Raw genomic sequence first — 18,421 nt, 5'->3', positions numbered from 1 at the left:
AACGAAAAGCAACTGCATAGGCGGTTGCTTTTTCACTTGCTTTCTTAAGATCCAACAGAACTTCTGAGTCTCATTCTTGTAGTTTTCTCTCACCATTTGTGATAAAATAGGCTCAATCTATTTCTAGGAGGATGAGATATGGTTTCTACTATTGGTATCGTGAGCTTGTCTAGTGGCATTATCGGAGAAGACTTTGTCAAACACGAAGTGGAGCTAGGTGTCCAGCGTCTCAAGGATCTGGGACTCAACCCTATCTTTTTGCCTCATTCGCAAAAAGGATTAGACTTTATCAAGGACCATCCTGAGGCGCGTGCAGAGGATTTGATGCAGGCCTTTTCGGACGATAGCATCGACATGATCCTCTGCGCCATCGGTGGAGATGATACCTATCGCTTGCTACCTTATCTTTTTGAAAATGACCAACTACAAAAAGTTATCAAACAAAAGATTTTTCTTGGTTTCTCGGATACCACTATGAACCACCTTATGTTGCATAAACTAGGAATCAAGACTTTTTATGGACAATCCTTTCTAGCAGACATTTGTGAATTGGACAAGGAGATGTTATCCTATAGCCTTCACTACTTTAAAGAACTGATCGAGACTGGGAGAATCTCAGAAATCCGCCCTAGCAACCTTTGGTATGAAGAACGAACTGACTTTAGTCCCAAGGCTCTGGGAACAGCTCGTATCAGTCATGTAAATACAGGCTTTGACTTGTTACAAGGAAATGCTCAGTTTGAGGGAGAAATCCTCGGTGGTTGTCTTGAGTCCCTCTATGATATCTTTGACAATTCTCGATACGCAGACAGCACGGAGCTCTGCCAAAAATACAAACTCTTCCCTGACTTATCCGACTGGGAAGGAAAGATCCTCTTGCTAGAAACAAGTGAAGAAAAGCCTGAACCGGAAGACTTCAAAAGAATGTTACAGGCTTTGAAAGAAACTGGGGTATTTGAGGTCATCAGTGGACTCTTGGTCGGGAAACCTATGGATGAAACCTTCTATGACGACTATAAGGAGGCACTAATGGACATCATTGATAGCAATATCCCGATTGTCTATAATCTAAACGTTGGGCACGCCACACCAAGAGCTATTGTGCCCTTTGGCGTCTATGCTTATGTGGATGCAAAAGAGCAAGTCATTCGCTTTGACTATAACGAAAAATAAACAATTTCTCCATTTTTGTGCTTTTGTATTGATTTTCGTTACAATTTGTGTCTGAATTTATTGCATTTCGCTAATTTCTATGATATCTTTTTAAAGGAGGTATATATGACAAAACAAAAAATTAATCGAATTGTCGGTTCAATCGGGGCCTTTATTGGAATTATTGTATTTATCGCCTACATCCCACAAATTTTTGCCAATTTACAAGGCAACAAAGCTCAACCATTCCAGCCTTTATCCGCAGCAGTATCTTGTTTAATTTGGGTTATTTATGGATGGACAAAAGAACCTAAGAAGGATTGGATACTAATCATTCCAAATTCAGCTGGTGTTATTTTAGGTGGAATCACTTTTTTGACTTCACTTTAACAAATCTAATAGTATGTATAAAAAGCTGAGAGGAATTTCTCAGCTTTTTTATATATTCTCAGATAATTAAACGCCTGCACTCACTAATTTCCGTTTTTCCACTCACAATCATTCTCATGGTCATCAACCAGACCTGCAGCCTGAAGAAAAGATAAAACGGCAATTGGGCCTGTGAACTTGAAACCTTGTTTTTTTAGATCTTTAGCTAATTTTTCAGACAAGGCTGTTTTAGCAGGTGCTAGGTGATAGTCAGGAACATCATTCACGATCGTTTTCCCCTCAACAAAAGACCAAAGATAGGCATCAAAAGAGCCATATTCTGTCTGTAATCGTAGAAAGGCTTGGGCGTTAGCGCGTGTAGCAAAAATCTTGGCTCTATTTCGGATGATGGCTGGATTATCCAGCAAGTTTTCCAATTCGGTGTCGGTCATCTCTGCGACCGCTTGAATTTGATAGCCATGAAAGGCTTCTCGGAAAGCTTGGCGTTTGTTGAGCACCGTTTCCCAAGACAGGCCTGCCTGATAGGTTTCCATACACAACAACTCAAACAATGCTTGGTCATCATGGAGGGGCTGCCCCCACTCCTGGTCGTGGTAGGCGATGTAGAGCGGATTGGTCATCTTAACCCACGAACAGCGTTTTGTCATATTATTCTCCTATTTCACCAACATTTTAAGGGCCGACTTGATATAGTTCTCTGCTGTATCCGTCGTCCCTTCAAAGAATTTCTTGATTTTCTTAAGCTCGGTCGCCTTGTAGCCCAGTGCCAACATGGCTTCCATGGCTTCTTCCAGTTCTTGGTTTTCAATGCTTGCTTGCACTGCCACCTTAGCAGGAAGGTCATCACTAGCCACAACTACCTTGCCTTCCAAGTCCAGCACCATCTGCTGGGCTGTTTTCTTGCCAATTTTAGGAAACTTGGTCAAGTAGGTGATGTTCTTGCTTTCGATGGCTTGAACCAAGCCAACATTGTCATCAGCAGCGATAATAGCAAGAGCTGACACAGGCCCAATCCCAGATACCGAAATCAGACTGAGAAAGAGCTTTTTCTCATCTTCTGAGCGAAATCCATAAAGTAGATGGGCGTCCTCACGCACAACCTGATGCACATAAATTTGAGATTCTTGATTGACCTGTCCCGAGTAAGCATAGGGATTGGCTACATGCAGGATATAACCGATACCGTTGGTTTCAAGAACAATGTATTTGGCAGTAATTTTGGTAATGATTCCTTTTAAATATTCGTACATAGTTTTCCTTTTCTCTTATTTCGTTTATCTAGTATATCATATTTCCCCAAGACAGACTGCAACAAAAGGTGCACCCTCTGGTTGACAAATAGTACAGGAGATTGTATTCTCATTATAAGTAAAAATTGTTAGGATAGAGGTAGAAAAAGGAGGATAGAATCATGAAACTCGCAGAAAAACTATTTGAGCTTAGAAAGGAAAAAGGTTGGTCCCAGGAAAAGCTAGCAGAACAAATCAATGTTTCTCGGCAAAGCATCTCCAAATGGGAGTCTGGTCAAGTTCTTCCAGAAATCGAAAAAATCATTGAATTAAGCAAGATTTTCCAAGTGACAACTGACTATCTACTACTGGATGAAAACTCTGAAAAATCTTCCACGGCAGTGATTTTGGAGGAAGATAAGGACAAATACTATAGAGAAGTTAAATCCTTTGGCCTCTGGCAAGTGATTTATATTTTCGTCTTGGCTCTGGCTATCTATCTCTTTTTAGCTGGTTCTAGTTTCCCAGCCGAATTCACCGCCTGGATTTGGCTGACCTTCGTTCTCTTGATTGCGTCTGCAGTTGCTATCAACAAGGCTCTCAAAACCAAACAACGTTATCTTGATAAGGTGATTGATCCTGAGAATCCTTCAAACCAAGACGATTCTGCGAAATCTTGAATCACCTAGTTCAGTTTTCACAACACTTTTTATAGGACTGGTCTTGTCAAGCAAGTGTAAACCTCGTGTCAAGTTGCCCATACCCAATCAAAGTTCCCACCTTAGAAAAACTAAAAAGCCTTGTTCAAAAGGAACAAAGGCTTTTTGTGTTCTTAATATTTCCCCAACTCTCGGAGGCTGGTATGATTCTCCTGAATGCGTCGGAACATCTTTTCCATATCCGACTTGGTGAAATGCACCAAAACAGGGCGTCCGTGGGGACAGTTGTAAGGATTGTCACATTGAGAGAGCTGATAGAGGAGTTGTCTGGCTGAGTGGTCATCGATGCGATGGTTTGCCTTGATAGACCGCTTGCAGGACATCATAATAGCCAGCTCTGCTCGGTATTTCTTGATCGAAACTTCCTTGGTCAAGAGTAGCATATCACACATTTCATAGATGCCTGATTCGATTTCCTCTTCGGCCATCCAGATAGGATGCTCACGCAGGATAAATTGATTTTCTCCGTACTCTGCTAGAAAGACACCTACTTCCTCTAAGAGAGGCATTCTTTCCTTGAGACGAAGGGCATCATCCGCAGGAAATTCAAAGATATAGGGAACTAGGAGTTGTTGCTGGCTCTGGTCAACATTGCCAATACTTTCTCGGTATTCCTCGTATTTAACCCGTTCCTGAGCCGCATGTTGGTCTATGATGTAGAGCCCATCTCGCCCTTGGGCAAAGAGATACGTCCCGTGCATTTGTCCAAAAAATTCCAACTCTGGGAAGCTGGATGCTTCCTCTCGCTCCAGCTTATCATAAGCCTTATCAAGACTCGCTAGGTCTAACTCTGGGTGATCTAGCTGGTCGTAGTTAGCAGGCTTTCTCTCTGCAAAATGTAGTTTTGCTGGCTTGGTCAACTGGTCCAAGGTTTCCTGGGCAAATAAGGTCAAATCTTTCCCTTCCTCAGTCAATTCTACCTGATGATCAGCCACCTCAGCTTGACTGGGTTTTGAGAGTTCTGTTTTTTCATAGTAGAGCGTATTTTCTTTGAGTGGGAGAATGGTCTGCTCTACCTTTTGACGATTACGAACGGTCGACTTGGCAAGATTTTCTAAAGCATCAGGAATCAAGGCTTGTTCCTTGAGACTATTTGAAATAGCTTCTGAAACCAGCGCCATCAGTTCTCTTTCCTTAGAAATCCGCACTTCTTGTTTGGTTGGATGCACATTGACATCAGCTAGATAGGGGTCGATATGGATGTGAATGACAGCCAGTGGAAAACGCCCTACCATGAGTTTGCTTCCGTAACCGTCAAGAATAGCGCGATTTAGTAGAAAGTTCTTGATATAACGGCCATTGATGAAGAGGCTGATATAGTTGCGGTTGGCTCGGGTTAACTCAGGCAGAGACACAAAGCCTGAAATTTCAAAGTCTAGGTCAGAGTTCTCAATTTCAATCATCTTCTTAGCACTCGCCAAACCGTAAATCCCTGCGATGGCTTGTCGCAGTTGGCCAGTCCCTGCTGTCCGCGTCATTTCCTTGCCATCACTAATCAAACTGAAGGAAATCTCAGGATGGGCCAAGCCCAGACGGTTGACAATATCAATGATATGAGACAACTCCGCTTGCTGGCTCTTCATATACTTGAGACGAGCTGGTGTATTGAAAAAGAGTTCCTCCACACAAACTTTGGTTCCCACAGGACTAGTCGCTGGGATGACTTCCTCAACTTCACCCCCACGCGCAACGAGCTTGGTCCCATGACTCGCACCATCCACCGTCGTCAACAGAGTCAAGACACTGACAGAAGCGATAGAGGGCAGGGCTTCACCACGAAAACCAAGCGTCCGAATCCGAAAGAGGTCTGCCTGAGTTTTTATCTTACTGGTCGCATGGCGACGCAAGGCCAACTCCACCTCATCATGGGAAATTCCATGACCATTATCAGTGATTTGAATCTTCTTAAGACCAGCTTCCTCAATCTCAATGATAATCTGGCTAGAGCCAGCATCAATGGCATTTTCTACCAACTCTTTGACCACACTGGCAGGACGTTCAATGACCTCTCCTGCAGCTATCTGGTTTGCCAGCACCTCTGGCAATTCAATAATATGAGACATCTTTCAGCCCCTTTCTGTATCTATTTTCCTAGAAATTGATTAGTGCTATTATACCATATTTCAGATGTTACCAGAAAAAGCAAATACCACATAGACTCCAAATCTCTCCACATAGGCAAAAGCTCTTGCCATGGGTCGTAAAATAGTGTTTAATAAAGGTGTACAGGAAGTGATCACAACCTTGTATAACTGAAAAGGAGGGAAGTTTATGAAAGTAGAACTACAGATTAAGGAGACTTACGAGGAGGAAAAGCTGATTGTCCAAACTCCTCAGCCAACCGAAAAAGTCCAGAAAGTCGTCGAGTTCGCAGAAAATCTTGACCAAAAAGAAACAATCAAAGGTAAGATTGATGATCAGGTCTATCTAGTTGAAATTGGCAAGATTCAGCGCTTCTATATCGAGAATCGAAAGGTTCTAGCAGAAACTGCATCTCAGACCTACAGCATTGATTTGCGGCTCTATCAGGTTCTTGAAATTCTGCCGACCACTTTTATCCAAATTTCCCAATCTGAAATCGTCAATATCGACTCCATCTCTCATCTCAGGCTCACGCCCAACGGTCTGGTTGAAATTTTCTTGAAAAACGAAAGTTTCACCTACTCTTCACGCCGCTACCTAAAAACCATCAAGGAGAAATTAGAACTATGAAAAAACAAATCTTTCACGACGCAGCTGCTGGTGTCCTCATCGGCCTCATCCTCTCTATCATCTTTTCACTCATTTATGCACCAAGTACCTACGCCCCACTGAGTTCCGATTCTCTAATCGGCCAAGTGATGGTTCAACATCAGATTCACGGCGGCCTGGTCTTGCTCTACTGTATGGTCATCTGGTCAGCTATCGGAGTTCTCTTTAGCTTTGGCGGTCGCTTATTCAGCCGTGACTGGAGCTTGCTCCGTGCCACACTTTCCCATTTCTTCCTCATGCTGGCAGGCTTTGTCCCACTGGCAACTCTGGCTGGTTGGTTCCCTTTCCACTGGACCTTCTATCTCCAGCTCATTCCAGAGTTTGCGATCGTCTACCTCATCATCTGGACTATCCTCTATAAAAGAGAAGCTAAAAAAGTAGACCGCATCAATCAACTCTTGGCCCATAAAAAGTAATAGAGAGAAATCCCACTCACAAATGCATGAGTGGGATTCTTTTTATAATTTCTGTTTGAACTCGACTAAAACATTCATAGCCTGCATAGGTGTCATGTTGTAAACATCCAGTTCTGCTAATTCTGCTAGGATAGGATGCTCTTCAGGCGCGTCAAAGAGTGACACCTGCTCTATGACAGCACTTGTTTCTCTCATCGGAGCAGGACTTTCCGTCCCTTGATTCTCCAGTTGAGTCAATATCTTATCCGCCCTTGCTAAAAGTTCTGCTGGTAAACCAGCAATCTTAGCAACGTGGATACCATAGGATTTGTCAGCTGGGCCTGGTTCGATCTTGTGAAGGAAGGTAACTTGTCCATCCTGTTCTAAGGTTGCCACGTGGACATTGACCAAGTGTTCCAAACTGGACTCCAGACTAGTCAACTCATGGTAGTGGGTCGCAAAGAGGGTCTTGGCTCCGATATGTTCATGAATGTATTCGATGATGGACTGGGCCAGAGCCATTCCGTCATACGTTGCAGTTCCGCGTCCCAATTCATCAAAGAGAATCAAGGAGTCCTTGGTCGCATGCGAAATGGCATTGTTGGCCTCCATCATCTCCACCATAAAGGTTGATTGACCTGAAACCAAGTCATCTGCTGCTCCGATACGGGTAAAGATAGCATCGAAGATAGGCAAATGGGCGCTTTCTGCCGGCACATACGAGCCTAGTTGGGCCATAACCGCTGTTATGGCTAGCTGACGCATGTAGGTAGACTTCCCACTCATGTTTGGCCCTGTGATTAGCTGAATACTCGTATCTTCTGCCATCTGAATAGTGTTAGGAATATAGGTCTGAGCTCCCATGACCTTTTCAACGACAGCATGGCGTCCCTTTTGGATATCGATTTGTGAATCGTCTCTAAACTCAGGTCGAATCAAATGCTGGGTTTCAGCTACAACCGCCAGACTTTGCAAGACATCAACTGTCGCAATTCCTTGAGCTAGAGCCTGCAAGCGCTGGATATACTTACTGACTTCCTCACGGATACGCATAAAGATTTCATACTCTAGGTTGGCTGACTTCTCACGCGCCTCCAACATATCCCCCTCGATACGGGCCAATTCCTCAGTCCCAAAGCGTTCCGAGTTTTTCAGCGTTGCCTTGCGGAAAAAGTGGGCTGGTACATTTCCCAGTTGTGAATTGGTCACATGGAAATAGTAGCCATCCTTTTTATTGTAGTCAATCTTGAGCGTGCTGATACCAGAGTTTTCTCTCTCCTTAGCCTCAATCTCTGCAATCCAGCTGGTCCCTTCTCTGAGCACTCGACGGTATTTATCCAAGGTCTCATCAAATCCCGTACGGATAATGCCACCTTCCGTAATCACATGAGGAGCTTCAGGAGCAATGGCTGCGCTAATCAAGCTCTCCAACTCAGGGATTCCATCCAACTGTGTGATGAGATAGGCGAGAGCAGGCTGCTCCATTCCCTCTAAAATCGCTCGAATCCGTGGCACACTAGATAAAGTAGTCGCCAGTTGCAAGAGATCCTTGGGATTGGTCTTACCAAAAGAAACCCGACTAGCCAAGCGTTCGATATCATAAACACCCTTGAGACTGTCTGTCAAATCACTACGCTCAAAGAAGTGGTCAAGAAAGACCTGCACCACCTCTTGACGCTGGACGATTCGCTCCTTATCAATCAAGGGACGATGAATCCAAGACCGCAAGAGCCGCATACCCATAGCCGTTTTGGTTTCGTCCAAAAGCCAGAAAAGACTCCCTTGCTTCTTGCCTGAACGGGCATTTTCAACCAAATCCAGACTGGCCTTGGTCGCATAATCCATCTGCAAGAAATCTTTGATTTCATAGCGGATAACTGGTTTGAGATGGTTCAATTCCCGCATCTGGGTCCTGTGAACATACTGGAGGAGCTTACTAGCTGCCGCTTGCTCCACAGCTGCCAGTCGTGTATCCAGTAAATGGACATCCTCAAAGCCTTCCTTCTCATAGGAAAGTACCAGATTCATCTGACGGCTGAGGATTTGCTCCTCTTCTTCAGATAAGTCATAACCCAGCACCACTTCTCGCGCCTTGAGGTTACGGATTTCCCCACAAACCAACGTGAAATCCAATAGACCTGTCACATAGAAATCACCCGTCACCAAATCCATATAAGCCAGACCAAACTGATTGCCATCACGATCTAAGGCAACCAAGAAATTATTCTGACTATCAGGCTTACTGCTATCGACGACCGTTCCAGGTGTGATGACCTGGACCACCTCTCGCTTGACAACTCCGACCGCTTGTTTGGGATCTTCCATCTGCTCGGCTATGGCTACCTTATAGCCCTGCTCAATCAGAACATCGATATACTGTTGGGCAGAATGATAGGGGACACCCGCCATGGGTATCGGATTTTCTGCATTTTTATTCCGACTCGTTAAGGAAATTTCTAAAATTTGCGCTGCATTAATTGCATCTTCATAGAACAACTCGTAAAAATCACCCATTCGAAAAAGCAAAAAAGCATCTGGGTATTGTTTCTTAATATCCACATACTGTTGCATGCCGGGTGATAGCTTTTCTGTTGCCATTTTCCGTCTCTCCTTGCTAAAAATAAGTCTTGAGAGCAACTCCCAAGACCTTATTTATCTTTCATCAAATCTAGCAAACGATCTTCCATCAGCTTGGCAACGTGCTGGTCTCGACAAATAACCAATAAGGTATTAGCACCAGCAACCGTTCCTAAAATCCATTCATCCTTGTTTGCATCTACAATGTTTGCTAAGACTGCAGCTTCTCCAAGTTTGGTATGAAGTACCAAGGTGAACTCTGCTCTTGCAACTCCTTCTAAATGATGAGACAAAAACTCAACTAAATCAATCTTATCTGTCTCATTTGCTAGTACATAATACACCATATCATTTTTCTTAACCTTGGTCAAGCCGATTTCACGCAAATCACGTGACAAAGTCGTTTGTGTCACATAAACATTACGAGATTCTAAACGATCTTGAATCTCTTTTTGTGTCCCAAGTTTTTCTTCGGTGATCATCTTTTTAATCAATTGATGCCGTTCTCTTTTTCTCATATTATCCTCTTAAGTGAATATTTATAACAAGTTTTACATTTATTTTATAACTACATTATACCAAAAAAACTAGATAATTCAAAAAAATTCTTTTCTTTCTCAAAAAATGTAGTAAATTGTGTTAAAATAGTAAAAAAGCCCAAAAGGAGCCCTTATGAATACAAAAGAATTGATTGCTAGCGAGTTGGCTAGCGTCATTGATAGCCTGGACCAAGAGGCTATTTTAAATTTACTGGAAACACCTAAAAACTCAGAAATGGGAGACATCGCCTTCCCTGCCTTTTCTCTAGCAAAGGTCGAGCGTAAAGCTCCGCAAATGATTGCAGCAGATATTGCTGAAAAAATCAATAGTCAAGCCTTTGAAAAGGTTGTTGCTACAGGACCTTACGTCAACTTTTTCCTTGATAAAAGTGCTATTTCGGCTCAAGTATTACAGGATGTTATCACTGAAAAAGAGCACTATGCTGACCAAACCATTGGCAAGCAAGAAAATGTCGTTATCGATATGTCTAGTCCCAACATCGCTAAACCATTTTCTATTGGTCACCTGCGCTCAACGGTTATCGGAGATAGCTTATCACATATTTTCCAAAAAATCGGCTATCAAACGGTCAAGGTCAACCACCTAGGAGACTGGGGAAAACAGTTTGGAATGTTGATTGTTGCCTACAAGAAATGGGGAAATGAGGAAGCCGTTAAAGCGCATCCAATCGATGAACTTCTTAAACTCTACGTTCGCATCAATGCTGAGGCTGAAAAAGACCCTAGCTTGGATGAAGAAGCACGTGAATGGTTCCGTAAACTGGAAAATGGAGATGAGGAAGCCCTCGCTCTCTGGCAATGGTTCCGTGATGAAAGTTTAGTGGAATTCAACCGTCTCTACAATGAATTGCAAGTCGAATTTGACAGCTACAACGGAGAAGCCTTCTACAATGATAAGATGGATGCCGTTGTAGACATTCTCGCTGAAAAAGGGCTTCTTGTTGAGTCAGAAGGAGCTCAAGTTGTCAATCTTGAGAAATATGGAATTGAACATCCAGCCCTTATCAAAAAATCTGATGGTGCAACTCTCTATATCACACGTGACTTGGCTGCAGCTCTTTACCGTAAAAACGAATACCAATTTGCCAAATCCATCTATGTTGTTGGTCAAGAGCAATCTGCCCACTTCAAGCAACTCAAGGCAGTACTACAAGAGATGGGCTATGATTGGAGCCAAGACATTGTCCATGTTCCGTTTGGATTGGTAACAAAAGAAGGGAAAAAACTCTCTACTCGTAAAGGAAATGTCATCTTGCTAGAACCGACCATCGCTGAGGCTGTTAGTCGTGCCAAGGCCCAAATCGAAGCGAAAAATCCTGAGTTAGAAAATAAAGACCAAGTTGCCCACGCTGTTGGAGTTGGGGCTATCAAGTTCTATGATCTTAAGACCGACCGTACAAATGGATACGACTTCGACCTTGAAGCTATGGTATCCTTTGAAGGAGAAACTGGACCTTACGTTCAATACGCCTACGCTCGTATCCAATCTATCTTGCGCAAAGCCGATTTCAAACCAGATACAGCCGGCAACTACAGCCTGAATGATGCTGAAAGCTGGGAAATCATTAAACTACTCCAAGACTTCCCACGTATTATCAATCGTGCAGCAGATAATTTTGAACCTTCTATCATTGCGAAATTTGCGATTAGTTTGGCTCAAGCATTTAACAAATATTATGCACATACACGTATCCTAGATGAAAGTCCTGAGCGCGACAGTCGTCTGGCCCTCAGCTACGCAACCGCAGTCGTCCTCAAAGAAGCTCTTCGTTTGCTCGGGGTAGAAGCGCCAGAGAAGATGTAAATCGCCAAAGTTACTTGATTGCAAAGCAATCTAAGTAACTAACACCAAATCCTATCAGGGATTTGGCTTGGCGCTTCGCTAGTAAAGAAACATAAATATTCTCGATTTATGTTTCTTTACGTCGTAACCAGAGACACTTGCCTAAACACCTCACTAAATTGGTCAATCAAATCTATTAATTAGTTTAAGGGCTGGTCGTAATCTTCAAGTCACTTGAATGCAAGTCAATCTAAGCAACGAATGTCAAAGCCTATCATAGATTTGGTTAGGCGCTTCACTAATTCGATCTATTCACTACTATTTCTTTATCATACATGGAGATTTCCTATGAGCCAATATGCTTATATCCTCGTTATAATTAGCTTGGTTTTCCTTTTTCTGCTCAATAAGTACGAGAAAGAAAGACTGCAAAAGCTCTACCAAGAGCAACTCTTGAAGGATGAAATATTTAAGGCTGACATCAAAGAGAAAATTCACACGACTGATAACATCAATGATGTCATTGCACATATCAATAAAACTTACCATCTGGGAATGTTGCTATCAAAAGACATCACAGATCAATTAAAATGACCAAAGTCCGAGAAGAAAACTTCTCGGACTTTTATTCGCTCTGGTAAACATCATCCCCTTGAAACAGTCACAGTTATTCTTATATGATTTTTGTGAATTTTTTCAGGATTTTCCAACTTTTTTCAAAATATCCTTGCATTTCTTTTAAGTTTTTTGTAAAATAGAAGCTATCTATTCAGATTATTCTGAAAATTCAAAAATAGGAGCGTTTATTATGTCACAAGTTACGTTATCAAACCAGTCAACCTGGGCAAGCAAACTAAAGGCAATGGGACCAGGAATCCTAATGGCTTCTGCCGCCGTTGGAGGTTCTCACATTGTATCCTCTACTCAAGCTGGTGGTTCTTATGGTTGGTCACTACTCCTCTTAGTTATCTTGGCCAATGTCTTTAAATATCCATTTTTCCGTTTTGGTGCCGAATATACTGCTGACACTGGTAAAACCTTGGTCGAAGGCTACGCCGAAAAAGGGAAACTCTATCTCTGGATTTTCTTTGTCCTCAATGTTTTCTCTGCCATGGTCAACACAGCTGGAGTCGCTATCCTTTGCTCAGCCATCATCGCTAGCGCCTTCCCAATGATTGGCCTTAGCATCACTCAGTGGTCCCTTATCCTTGTTGCAGTCATTTGGGCCATGCTACTCTTTGGTGGCTACAAACTATTGGATGGTATGGCAAAATGGATCATGTCTGCTTTGACCATTGCAACTGTTCTTGCAGTTATCATTGCGGCAATTAAGCATCCAGAATACAGCTCTGATTTTGTCGAAAAGACACCCTGGCAAATGGCGGCCCTCCCTTTTATCGTTTCCCTCCTAGGATGGATGCCTGCCCCTATTGAAATTTCAGCCATCAACTCACTCTGGTCTGCTGAAAAGAAAAAGACTGTCAACTTTAATACAGAGGACGCCCTTTTCGACTTTAACGTTGGTTACATTGGAACTGCTATCCTCGCTGTATTCTTTGTAGCACTCGGAGCACTCATTCAGTATCCTACAGGACAAGCAGTTGAAGCCGCTTCAGCCAAATACATCTCTCAATTCGTGGGTATGTATGCCTCTGTTCTTGGAGAATGGTCCCGTTACTTGATCACCTTCATCGCCTTTCTCTGTATCTTTGGAACAGTCATTACTGTTATCGATGGCTATTCCCGCGTTAATCAGGTTTCCCTACGACTCTTGTTAAGTCAAAAAGAGGATGATAGCAAATCTTTGAACATCTGGATGACCCTCACAGCTGTTATCGGTATCATCATCATCAAGTTCTTTGCTGGTCAGGTATCAACCATGCTTCGCTTCGCCATGATTGGTTCTTTCCTGACAACACCATTCTTCGCTCTTTTGAACTATGTATTGGTGACACGTGAAAATAAAAATCTTCCTTCTTGGCTAAAACTCCTCGCTATCGCAGGATTGATTTTCCTCTTTGGCTTCGCTATCTTCTTTATCTATGCACTTGCTATCGGAAAAGCAGGATAGTTTATAAATGGCACCCTTACGGGGTGCTTTTTGTATACACAAAAAGCAGTGGAAAATCTCAACTGCCCCTCAGTACTACTTTATTTTTCTGTTTCTAACTCATACAAATCTGCAATGATTGCTGCGACTTTTTTAATATCTCCCAGCATACCACGCATTTCAAAGTCTGCTAGGACTGGGAAGCCAAAGCGCTGGCTATACTGCTTGGCTGTCAGGCAGTATTGATTGTTAAAATTACGATTACCAGAACCGACTACCCCAAAACACTTACTAGCATTGTCCCCATAGGCGATAAAGTCGCCCAGTGGAGTTGTTAAAATCTCGACATCGCCGTTATCGACACCATTTCCACCTTCCAGATAGGTCGGCAAGAAAGCGATATAGGGATGTTCCATTTCAAAGAATTCTTGACCTTCCTTGACTAGGTCCTTGATATGGATTTTTTGGACCTCAATCCCTTCGTACTGGGACAAGAGATAGTCCTTGAGTCGGGTTACAAAACTTTCTGTATTCCCACTCAGACTGATATACACTAAGGATATTTTTTTCATGTTGACCTCTATTTTTTGTTTACGATTTAAAAAGAACTACCAAGATTGTAACTTGATAGTTCTTTTTTGTCAATACTTAGGCAACTTCTTCTGCTTCGACTTCTTCGGCCAAATCTTTTTGTTGGCGCCACATCTTGTAAAAGACTAAGGCTAAAAAGAGAACATTTATAATGATGAACAAAATATTCGTTCCTTTTGCTAATGCTCCCATTCCTAAGCCAAGGGCACTATCTTTGATTAATTGAACCGCATCTTGAACGTTCATATAGCTATAAACCAAACCAACAATAGCTAGTAAAACATAGCCAACATAAGTATAGTTTGCGAATTGTACGTTTTTACGTACGAGAAATACAAAGGCTACTACAACTAAAATTGCAGATAAAATAATCAACGACATATTAAAAATAGAGTGAGAGGATTCTGACACTTTGTAAGTATAGTTGACCGTGTCTTCTAATTGCTGGGTAGTGAGCGTCCCACTATTCGCCAGGCTAGCACGAAGAGCATCTTTACTTGGCAATGGACTCAAGATTCCAAATAATGACATAGCCGAAATGAGGGCTGATAGGACTAACAAAACCCAAAGATAAATAGGATTCTTTTTCATGTTTTCCTCCATAAGATATTTTGAACATTATAGCATTTTTTGTACAGGAATACAACTTTTACAAGCTGGTTTCAACTTGTTTTCGATAAGCTTTCGGTGATTTTCCGCACAATTTACGGAAAACCTTGTAGAAATATCCAACATTACTGTAGCCAACTGCATAGCAAATATCTTCGATGCTATCACTGGTCGAAAGTAAGAGTTGCTGCGCTGCCTTAATTCGCTGTTTATTGAGCAATTCCGCAAAGGTTGAGTTGGTTTCTCTTTTGATCAGCTGCCCGAGATAGACAGGATTGATAAAGAGATCCTTGCTAATATCCTTAAGTGAGAGCTCTTTCTGATAATCACGCCCAATCACCTCCAGAACGCTCACCACATTTTCATTCATGCGGTACTGGCCAAAAAACTTGGTCAAAGTTTCTTTGATATAGGCAACCAATTCTTCAAAGGTGTTAATGGCATGGATGGCTTTGACAATCTCGGTCATATCATCTGCTTTTAGGTGTTCAAACAAATGAAAGACGTCCATGACAAACTGAGTGAAAAGTTGCTTCGTGATGGCCACTCGCGGAGTATTCTCCAAAACAACCTTCTCTAGCAGGGTTAATTCTTCGATGATTTGATTGATATTCCCTTGGATAATCACCCGATAAATCGGCTCGTAATAAGCAAACAAACTCTCGGATTTTTCTAGATTGACTGAACCGTAGAAAAGGGCTTTTTCAGCGTTGATCTTCCAATTCTCAAAGGACTGCTGGTAGGGTGCTTCAAATGGTGTCACGACGATGCCATCGAGCGGTTGATCAGAGATGAAAATCTGCCAGTCTTGTCCCAAAACATAGTAAGGAATGGTAAAAGAACCTTGCTTTCCCTTGGATAGACCAATCCACCAGCTGTCTTTACCTGACAGGTAATTCGTAAATCCTGTCTCATCCAATTCTTGACTGAGGGTCTGACTTTGCTCCACCTTTTCCTGAAGCTGTTGCGCAATTTTTTCTAATAAATGGCCCAACTCCACCTTGTCTACTGGCTTAACCAGATAATCCACGACACTAAGGTTCATGGCTTTTTTGACGTACTCAAACTCCTGATAACCAGACAGCAAGATATAATAGGTATCTGGAAGTAGCTCTTTCATTTCCCTAATCATCTCAAGTCCGGTCTTATCTGGCATGTTGACATCGGAAATGACCACATCTACTGGATTTCCCTTGACGTAGTCCAAAGCATCATCTGCGTGATTAGCAGTTGCGACGACTTGCATATCCCATTTTTCAAAGGGGATTAATCGCTTGAGCCCCTCTGTCACCATGTACTCATCGTCTACTAATAAAACTTTATACATTTCTACCCTTTCTATTCATCCTGGATAGTGATATGGTAACGAACACCTTCTTGTTCAGCTGACTCTACACTGATTTGGTAGCGATCCCCAAAGTAGAGAACAAAGCGTTCGTGTACATTTACTATTCCAATTGATTGCCGCTCCCCACTATAGCTTGCCTCGTGTTCAAAACTTCGTTGAGCTAATTTTTCTTGCAAGCTAGCTAGTTTCTCAGCGGGCATTCCTCGACCATTGTCTTCCACTAGGATTTCAACGAAGCCTGGGCCCTTCAAGGCTTTGATACTGATGACATTATCCGTTCTGCGATGGTCAACACCATGGGCAAAGTAGTTTTCTACTAATGGTTGGAGTGTAAATTTTGGAATCCTCATTTCTTCCAATTCTGGTGCAATCTTGAAACCATAGGCAATGGATTTAGGATAACGCACCATACAGAGATAGCTATATTTTCGGCAAAATTCCAACTCTTGCTTTAACGTCGTTTCCCGCTCGTCGGAGATATTGTTGCGTAACAAGCTACTAAATTCATAGATAATATCTGCCAGTTCATCCTGACTTTGCATGACGGCATACATCCGTAAAAACTCCAGAGTATTGTACATAAAGTGAGGATTGATTTGAGCCTGCAGGGCTCGCATATTGGCATCTTTTTGGCTGAGCTCTAGCTGATAGATATCATGGATATTTTTTTCCAGGCGATCCAACATATCATTGGTTGTTTCTGCAATGAGAAGCAACTCTTGGTCTTTTTCAGAGGTATCGATTCGAAGGCCTTCTTCTCCTTGAGCAATCACCTCGATCGAATCTACTAGGTCTACGACCTGCTTTTGGTAATTTGAAAAAGTCTGTCTAAGGGTCACGTACAAAATGATGATAAAGAGAATACTTAGCCCAATAATGACAGCTGAACTCGTCAAAGTTCCTGTAAGAACAAAATTTTTAGGAACAGCAACTCGAACCTGATAACCATGAGAGGTGACACCTACAAACCAGTTTTCTCGCTCGGCTGAGACCTTCTCCCCAATATGGAACATCTCGGTCTCAAAAGGCGAAGTTACTGTTACAGCCATTGGGATATGACCCCTTGTATTGTCAATAGCGCCATGTAAAACATCCGGGGATAGTGAGATATAGATTACTCCTAAATCCTTGTCAGACACAGGATCGGAAACAGGAATGGCAAAACTATTGGCTGTTGGCTTAAAATCCTCCGCAGGAATTTTCTCTCCACTGCGTTTTTCTCTAGTCGAAACATAGACTTCCTTGTAGTCCTGAAGAACAATAGCCACTCCAGTCACAAAATCATTCCGAACATAGAGATCATCAATATTTTCATACAGAGAAACAGAGATATAAGGCGAAGTTTTACGCTCTAATTGCCAATAGAAATAGTCTGGTGTGCTGAGACTAAAATACTTGTAAATTCCTTCGATGCGGGCCTGATTTTCAACCAAAGACTGAGCAAGTCGGGTTGACTCTCTGTGATAATATTCCACTTCACTCACTGTCCGAGTGGTCACACGTTCTGCAACCCGTTGGGCTTCTTTCTCACGTGAATCCCAGTCAGCATACGATAGCATAATCGCAAAACTGGCAATGACCACGATCATAACCAAACTATAAATCCGTAAAAGAGAGTGAAGCCAAAACTGCTTCATTCTATTTTGTCGCCAATTTTTCATGGATACTTTCATAAATAGGTTCCAACATATCACTGATAAAGAAATGCCACATTCCAATTCCTACAAAAAAGAGCAAGGCAGGCATATAATAACCAACTCCTACAAGGAGAGCGGATCCGAGTAAAACCTTGGCAATCGCAGGTAGGCTCATAAAAATCCCGATAAGGGACAGTTTCAAAGTAATTTGGTAGGATAAATCAAAGTACACCTGAAGTTTCAAGGACACAGTATAGGCTAGAAAGACAAGAGCAACTACAAGGACATTGAGAAAGGTTGCCAAGAGATGGAAAATCGTCTGGTGGGGCAATTGAACTAGAAGATACAAACCATAAACTAGGACAAAATCCACAAACACAAAACTATAGAAAGCCAGATTACTCTTGACAAAATTGCTCTTATACAATTCCCAAGCTTCCTTCAAATGGTAGGCTCGATAGGTATACCCATGCTCCGCATACAAACTCATAAGAGTTGCACTAGCTGGTGCCAAACCAAATACCACTCCTCCTGCTAGTGTTAATAGCCAGAAATAGGCCGTCGCTATCATTCCCAAAAAGATTCGATTAAAGACGAATTCTAGAAATTTTCCCATGCCACTCTCCTTAA

The 18,421-nt window shown here is 42.4% G+C and carries 18 protein-coding genes; 8 read left to right on the top strand and 10 right to left on the bottom strand.

Features of this window, described 5'->3' with window-relative positions; translation table 11 throughout:
• Positions 1-138 precede the first annotated feature (138 nt).
• Together EKB01_RS04360 and EKB01_RS04355 are read left to right on the top strand one after the other, a co-directional pair.
• Complete coding sequence (locus tag EKB01_RS04360; RefSeq protein ID WP_033585833.1) at positions 139-1,173, top strand: S66 peptidase family protein; 1,035 nt, start codon at positions 139-141, stop codon at positions 1,171-1,173.
• Between the two features lie 105 nt (positions 1,174-1,278).
• Entirely contained in the window at positions 1,279-1,542 is a 264-nt protein-coding gene (locus EKB01_RS04355) for a SemiSWEET family transporter (protein ID WP_033585832.1), read from the top strand.
• A gap of 83 nt (positions 1,543-1,625) precedes the next feature.
• Here the strand turns inward: EKB01_RS04355 and EKB01_RS04350 are convergent, their stop codons facing one another.
• Positions 1,626-2,189: a DNA-3-methyladenine glycosylase I gene (locus EKB01_RS04350; RefSeq protein ID WP_033584807.1), complete on the bottom strand. Its 564-nt coding sequence runs from the start codon at positions 2,187-2,189 to the stop codon at positions 1,626-1,628.
• 9 nt (positions 2,190-2,198) lie between these two features.
• Positions 2,199-2,792 (bottom strand): Holliday junction branch migration protein RuvA, encoded by a 594-nt coding sequence (gene ruvA / locus EKB01_RS04345; protein ID WP_033584805.1) that lies wholly within the window; start codon positions 2,790-2,792, stop codon positions 2,199-2,201.
• A gap of 161 nt (positions 2,793-2,953) precedes the next feature.
• On the opposite strand from ruvA, the gene EKB01_RS04340 reads away from it, so the two are divergent.
• Positions 2,954-3,451, top strand: coding sequence for a helix-turn-helix transcriptional regulator (locus EKB01_RS04340; protein ID WP_033584803.1), 498 nt, complete (start codon positions 2,954-2,956; stop codon positions 3,449-3,451).
• Positions 3,452-3,603: 152 nt separating this feature from the next.
• Here the strand turns inward: EKB01_RS04340 and mutL are convergent, their stop codons facing one another.
• On the bottom strand, positions 3,604-5,553 hold the full coding sequence (gene mutL, locus EKB01_RS04335) for a DNA mismatch repair endonuclease MutL (protein ID WP_167265797.1): 1,950 nt from the start codon (positions 5,551-5,553) through the stop codon (positions 3,604-3,606).
• 208 nt (positions 5,554-5,761) lie between these two features.
• Between mutL and EKB01_RS04330 the strand changes: the two genes are divergently transcribed.
• Both EKB01_RS04330 and EKB01_RS04325 read left to right on the top strand, forming a co-directional pair.
• Entirely contained in the window at positions 5,762-6,202 is a 441-nt protein-coding gene (locus EKB01_RS04330) for a LytTR family DNA-binding domain-containing protein (RefSeq protein ID WP_167265795.1), read from the top strand.
• The gene (locus EKB01_RS04325; RefSeq protein ID WP_167265793.1) at positions 6,199-6,657 is read left to right on the top strand and encodes a DUF3021 domain-containing protein; all 459 of its coding nucleotides are present in this window, start codon (positions 6,199-6,201) and stop codon (positions 6,655-6,657) included. The genes EKB01_RS04330 and EKB01_RS04325 overlap by 4 nt, the downstream gene beginning before the upstream one ends.
• Positions 6,658-6,699: 42 nt before the next feature.
• On the opposite strand, the gene mutS is transcribed toward EKB01_RS04325, so the two are convergent.
• Both mutS and argR read right to left on the bottom strand, forming a co-directional pair.
• Positions 6,700-9,234 (bottom strand): DNA mismatch repair protein MutS, encoded by a 2,535-nt coding sequence (gene mutS, locus EKB01_RS04320; protein ID WP_167265791.1) that lies wholly within the window; start codon positions 9,232-9,234, stop codon positions 6,700-6,702.
• 50 nt (positions 9,235-9,284) lie between these two features.
• Positions 9,285-9,731: an arginine repressor gene (argR, locus tag EKB01_RS04315; protein ID WP_001231484.1), complete on the bottom strand. Its 447-nt coding sequence runs from the start codon at positions 9,729-9,731 to the stop codon at positions 9,285-9,287.
• Between the two features lie 154 nt (positions 9,732-9,885).
• Here argR and argS point away from each other — a divergent pair, with 154 nt between their 5' ends.
• The 3 genes from argS (at position 9,886) to EKB01_RS04300 (ending at position 13,627) form a co-directional block, all read left to right on the top strand.
• A complete protein-coding gene (argS, locus tag EKB01_RS04310; protein WP_167265789.1) occupies positions 9,886-11,577 on the top strand; it encodes an arginine--tRNA ligase in 1,692 nt (563 codons plus the stop codon).
• Positions 11,578-11,904: 327 nt separating this feature from the next.
• Entirely contained in the window at positions 11,905-12,150 is a 246-nt protein-coding gene (locus EKB01_RS04305; RefSeq protein ID WP_000084848.1) for a hypothetical protein, read from the top strand.
• 214 nt (positions 12,151-12,364) lie between these two features.
• Positions 12,365-13,627, top strand: coding sequence for an NRAMP family divalent metal transporter (locus tag EKB01_RS04300; RefSeq protein WP_167265787.1), 1,263 nt, complete (start codon positions 12,365-12,367; stop codon positions 13,625-13,627).
• An 80-nt stretch (positions 13,628-13,707) separates the two neighbouring features.
• On the opposite strand, the gene nrdI is transcribed toward EKB01_RS04300, so the two are convergent.
• From nrdI to EKB01_RS04275, 5 genes are all read right to left on the bottom strand, one after another.
• Positions 13,708-14,178 (bottom strand): class Ib ribonucleoside-diphosphate reductase assembly flavoprotein NrdI, encoded by a 471-nt coding sequence (gene nrdI, locus EKB01_RS04295; RefSeq protein WP_007520838.1) that lies wholly within the window; start codon positions 14,176-14,178, stop codon positions 13,708-13,710.
• Positions 14,179-14,254: 76 nt separating this feature from the next.
• Positions 14,255-14,788: an ABC transporter permease gene (locus EKB01_RS04290; protein WP_167265785.1), complete on the bottom strand. Its 534-nt coding sequence runs from the start codon at positions 14,786-14,788 to the stop codon at positions 14,255-14,257.
• A 58-nt stretch (positions 14,789-14,846) separates the two neighbouring features.
• On the bottom strand, positions 14,847-16,133 hold the full coding sequence (locus tag EKB01_RS04285) for a response regulator transcription factor (protein WP_084918070.1): 1,287 nt from the start codon (positions 16,131-16,133) through the stop codon (positions 14,847-14,849).
• Positions 16,134-16,144: 11 nt separating this feature from the next.
• Positions 16,145-17,815: a sensor histidine kinase gene (locus EKB01_RS04280; RefSeq protein ID WP_167265783.1), complete on the bottom strand. Its 1,671-nt coding sequence runs from the start codon at positions 17,813-17,815 to the stop codon at positions 16,145-16,147.
• Entirely contained in the window at positions 17,793-18,407 is a 615-nt protein-coding gene (locus tag EKB01_RS04275) for a DUF624 domain-containing protein (RefSeq protein ID WP_167265781.1), read from the bottom strand. Before EKB01_RS04275 ends, EKB01_RS04280 begins: the two co-directional genes overlap by 23 nt.
• Between the last annotated feature and the right edge of the window lie 14 nt (positions 18,408-18,421).

It is taken from the genome of Streptococcus sp. CCUG 71758 (assembly GCF_011714815.1).
Lineage (GTDB): Bacteria > Bacillota > Bacilli > Lactobacillales > Streptococcaceae > Streptococcus > Streptococcus halitosis.
This window is presented reverse-complemented; position numbering and strand designations above follow the sequence as displayed.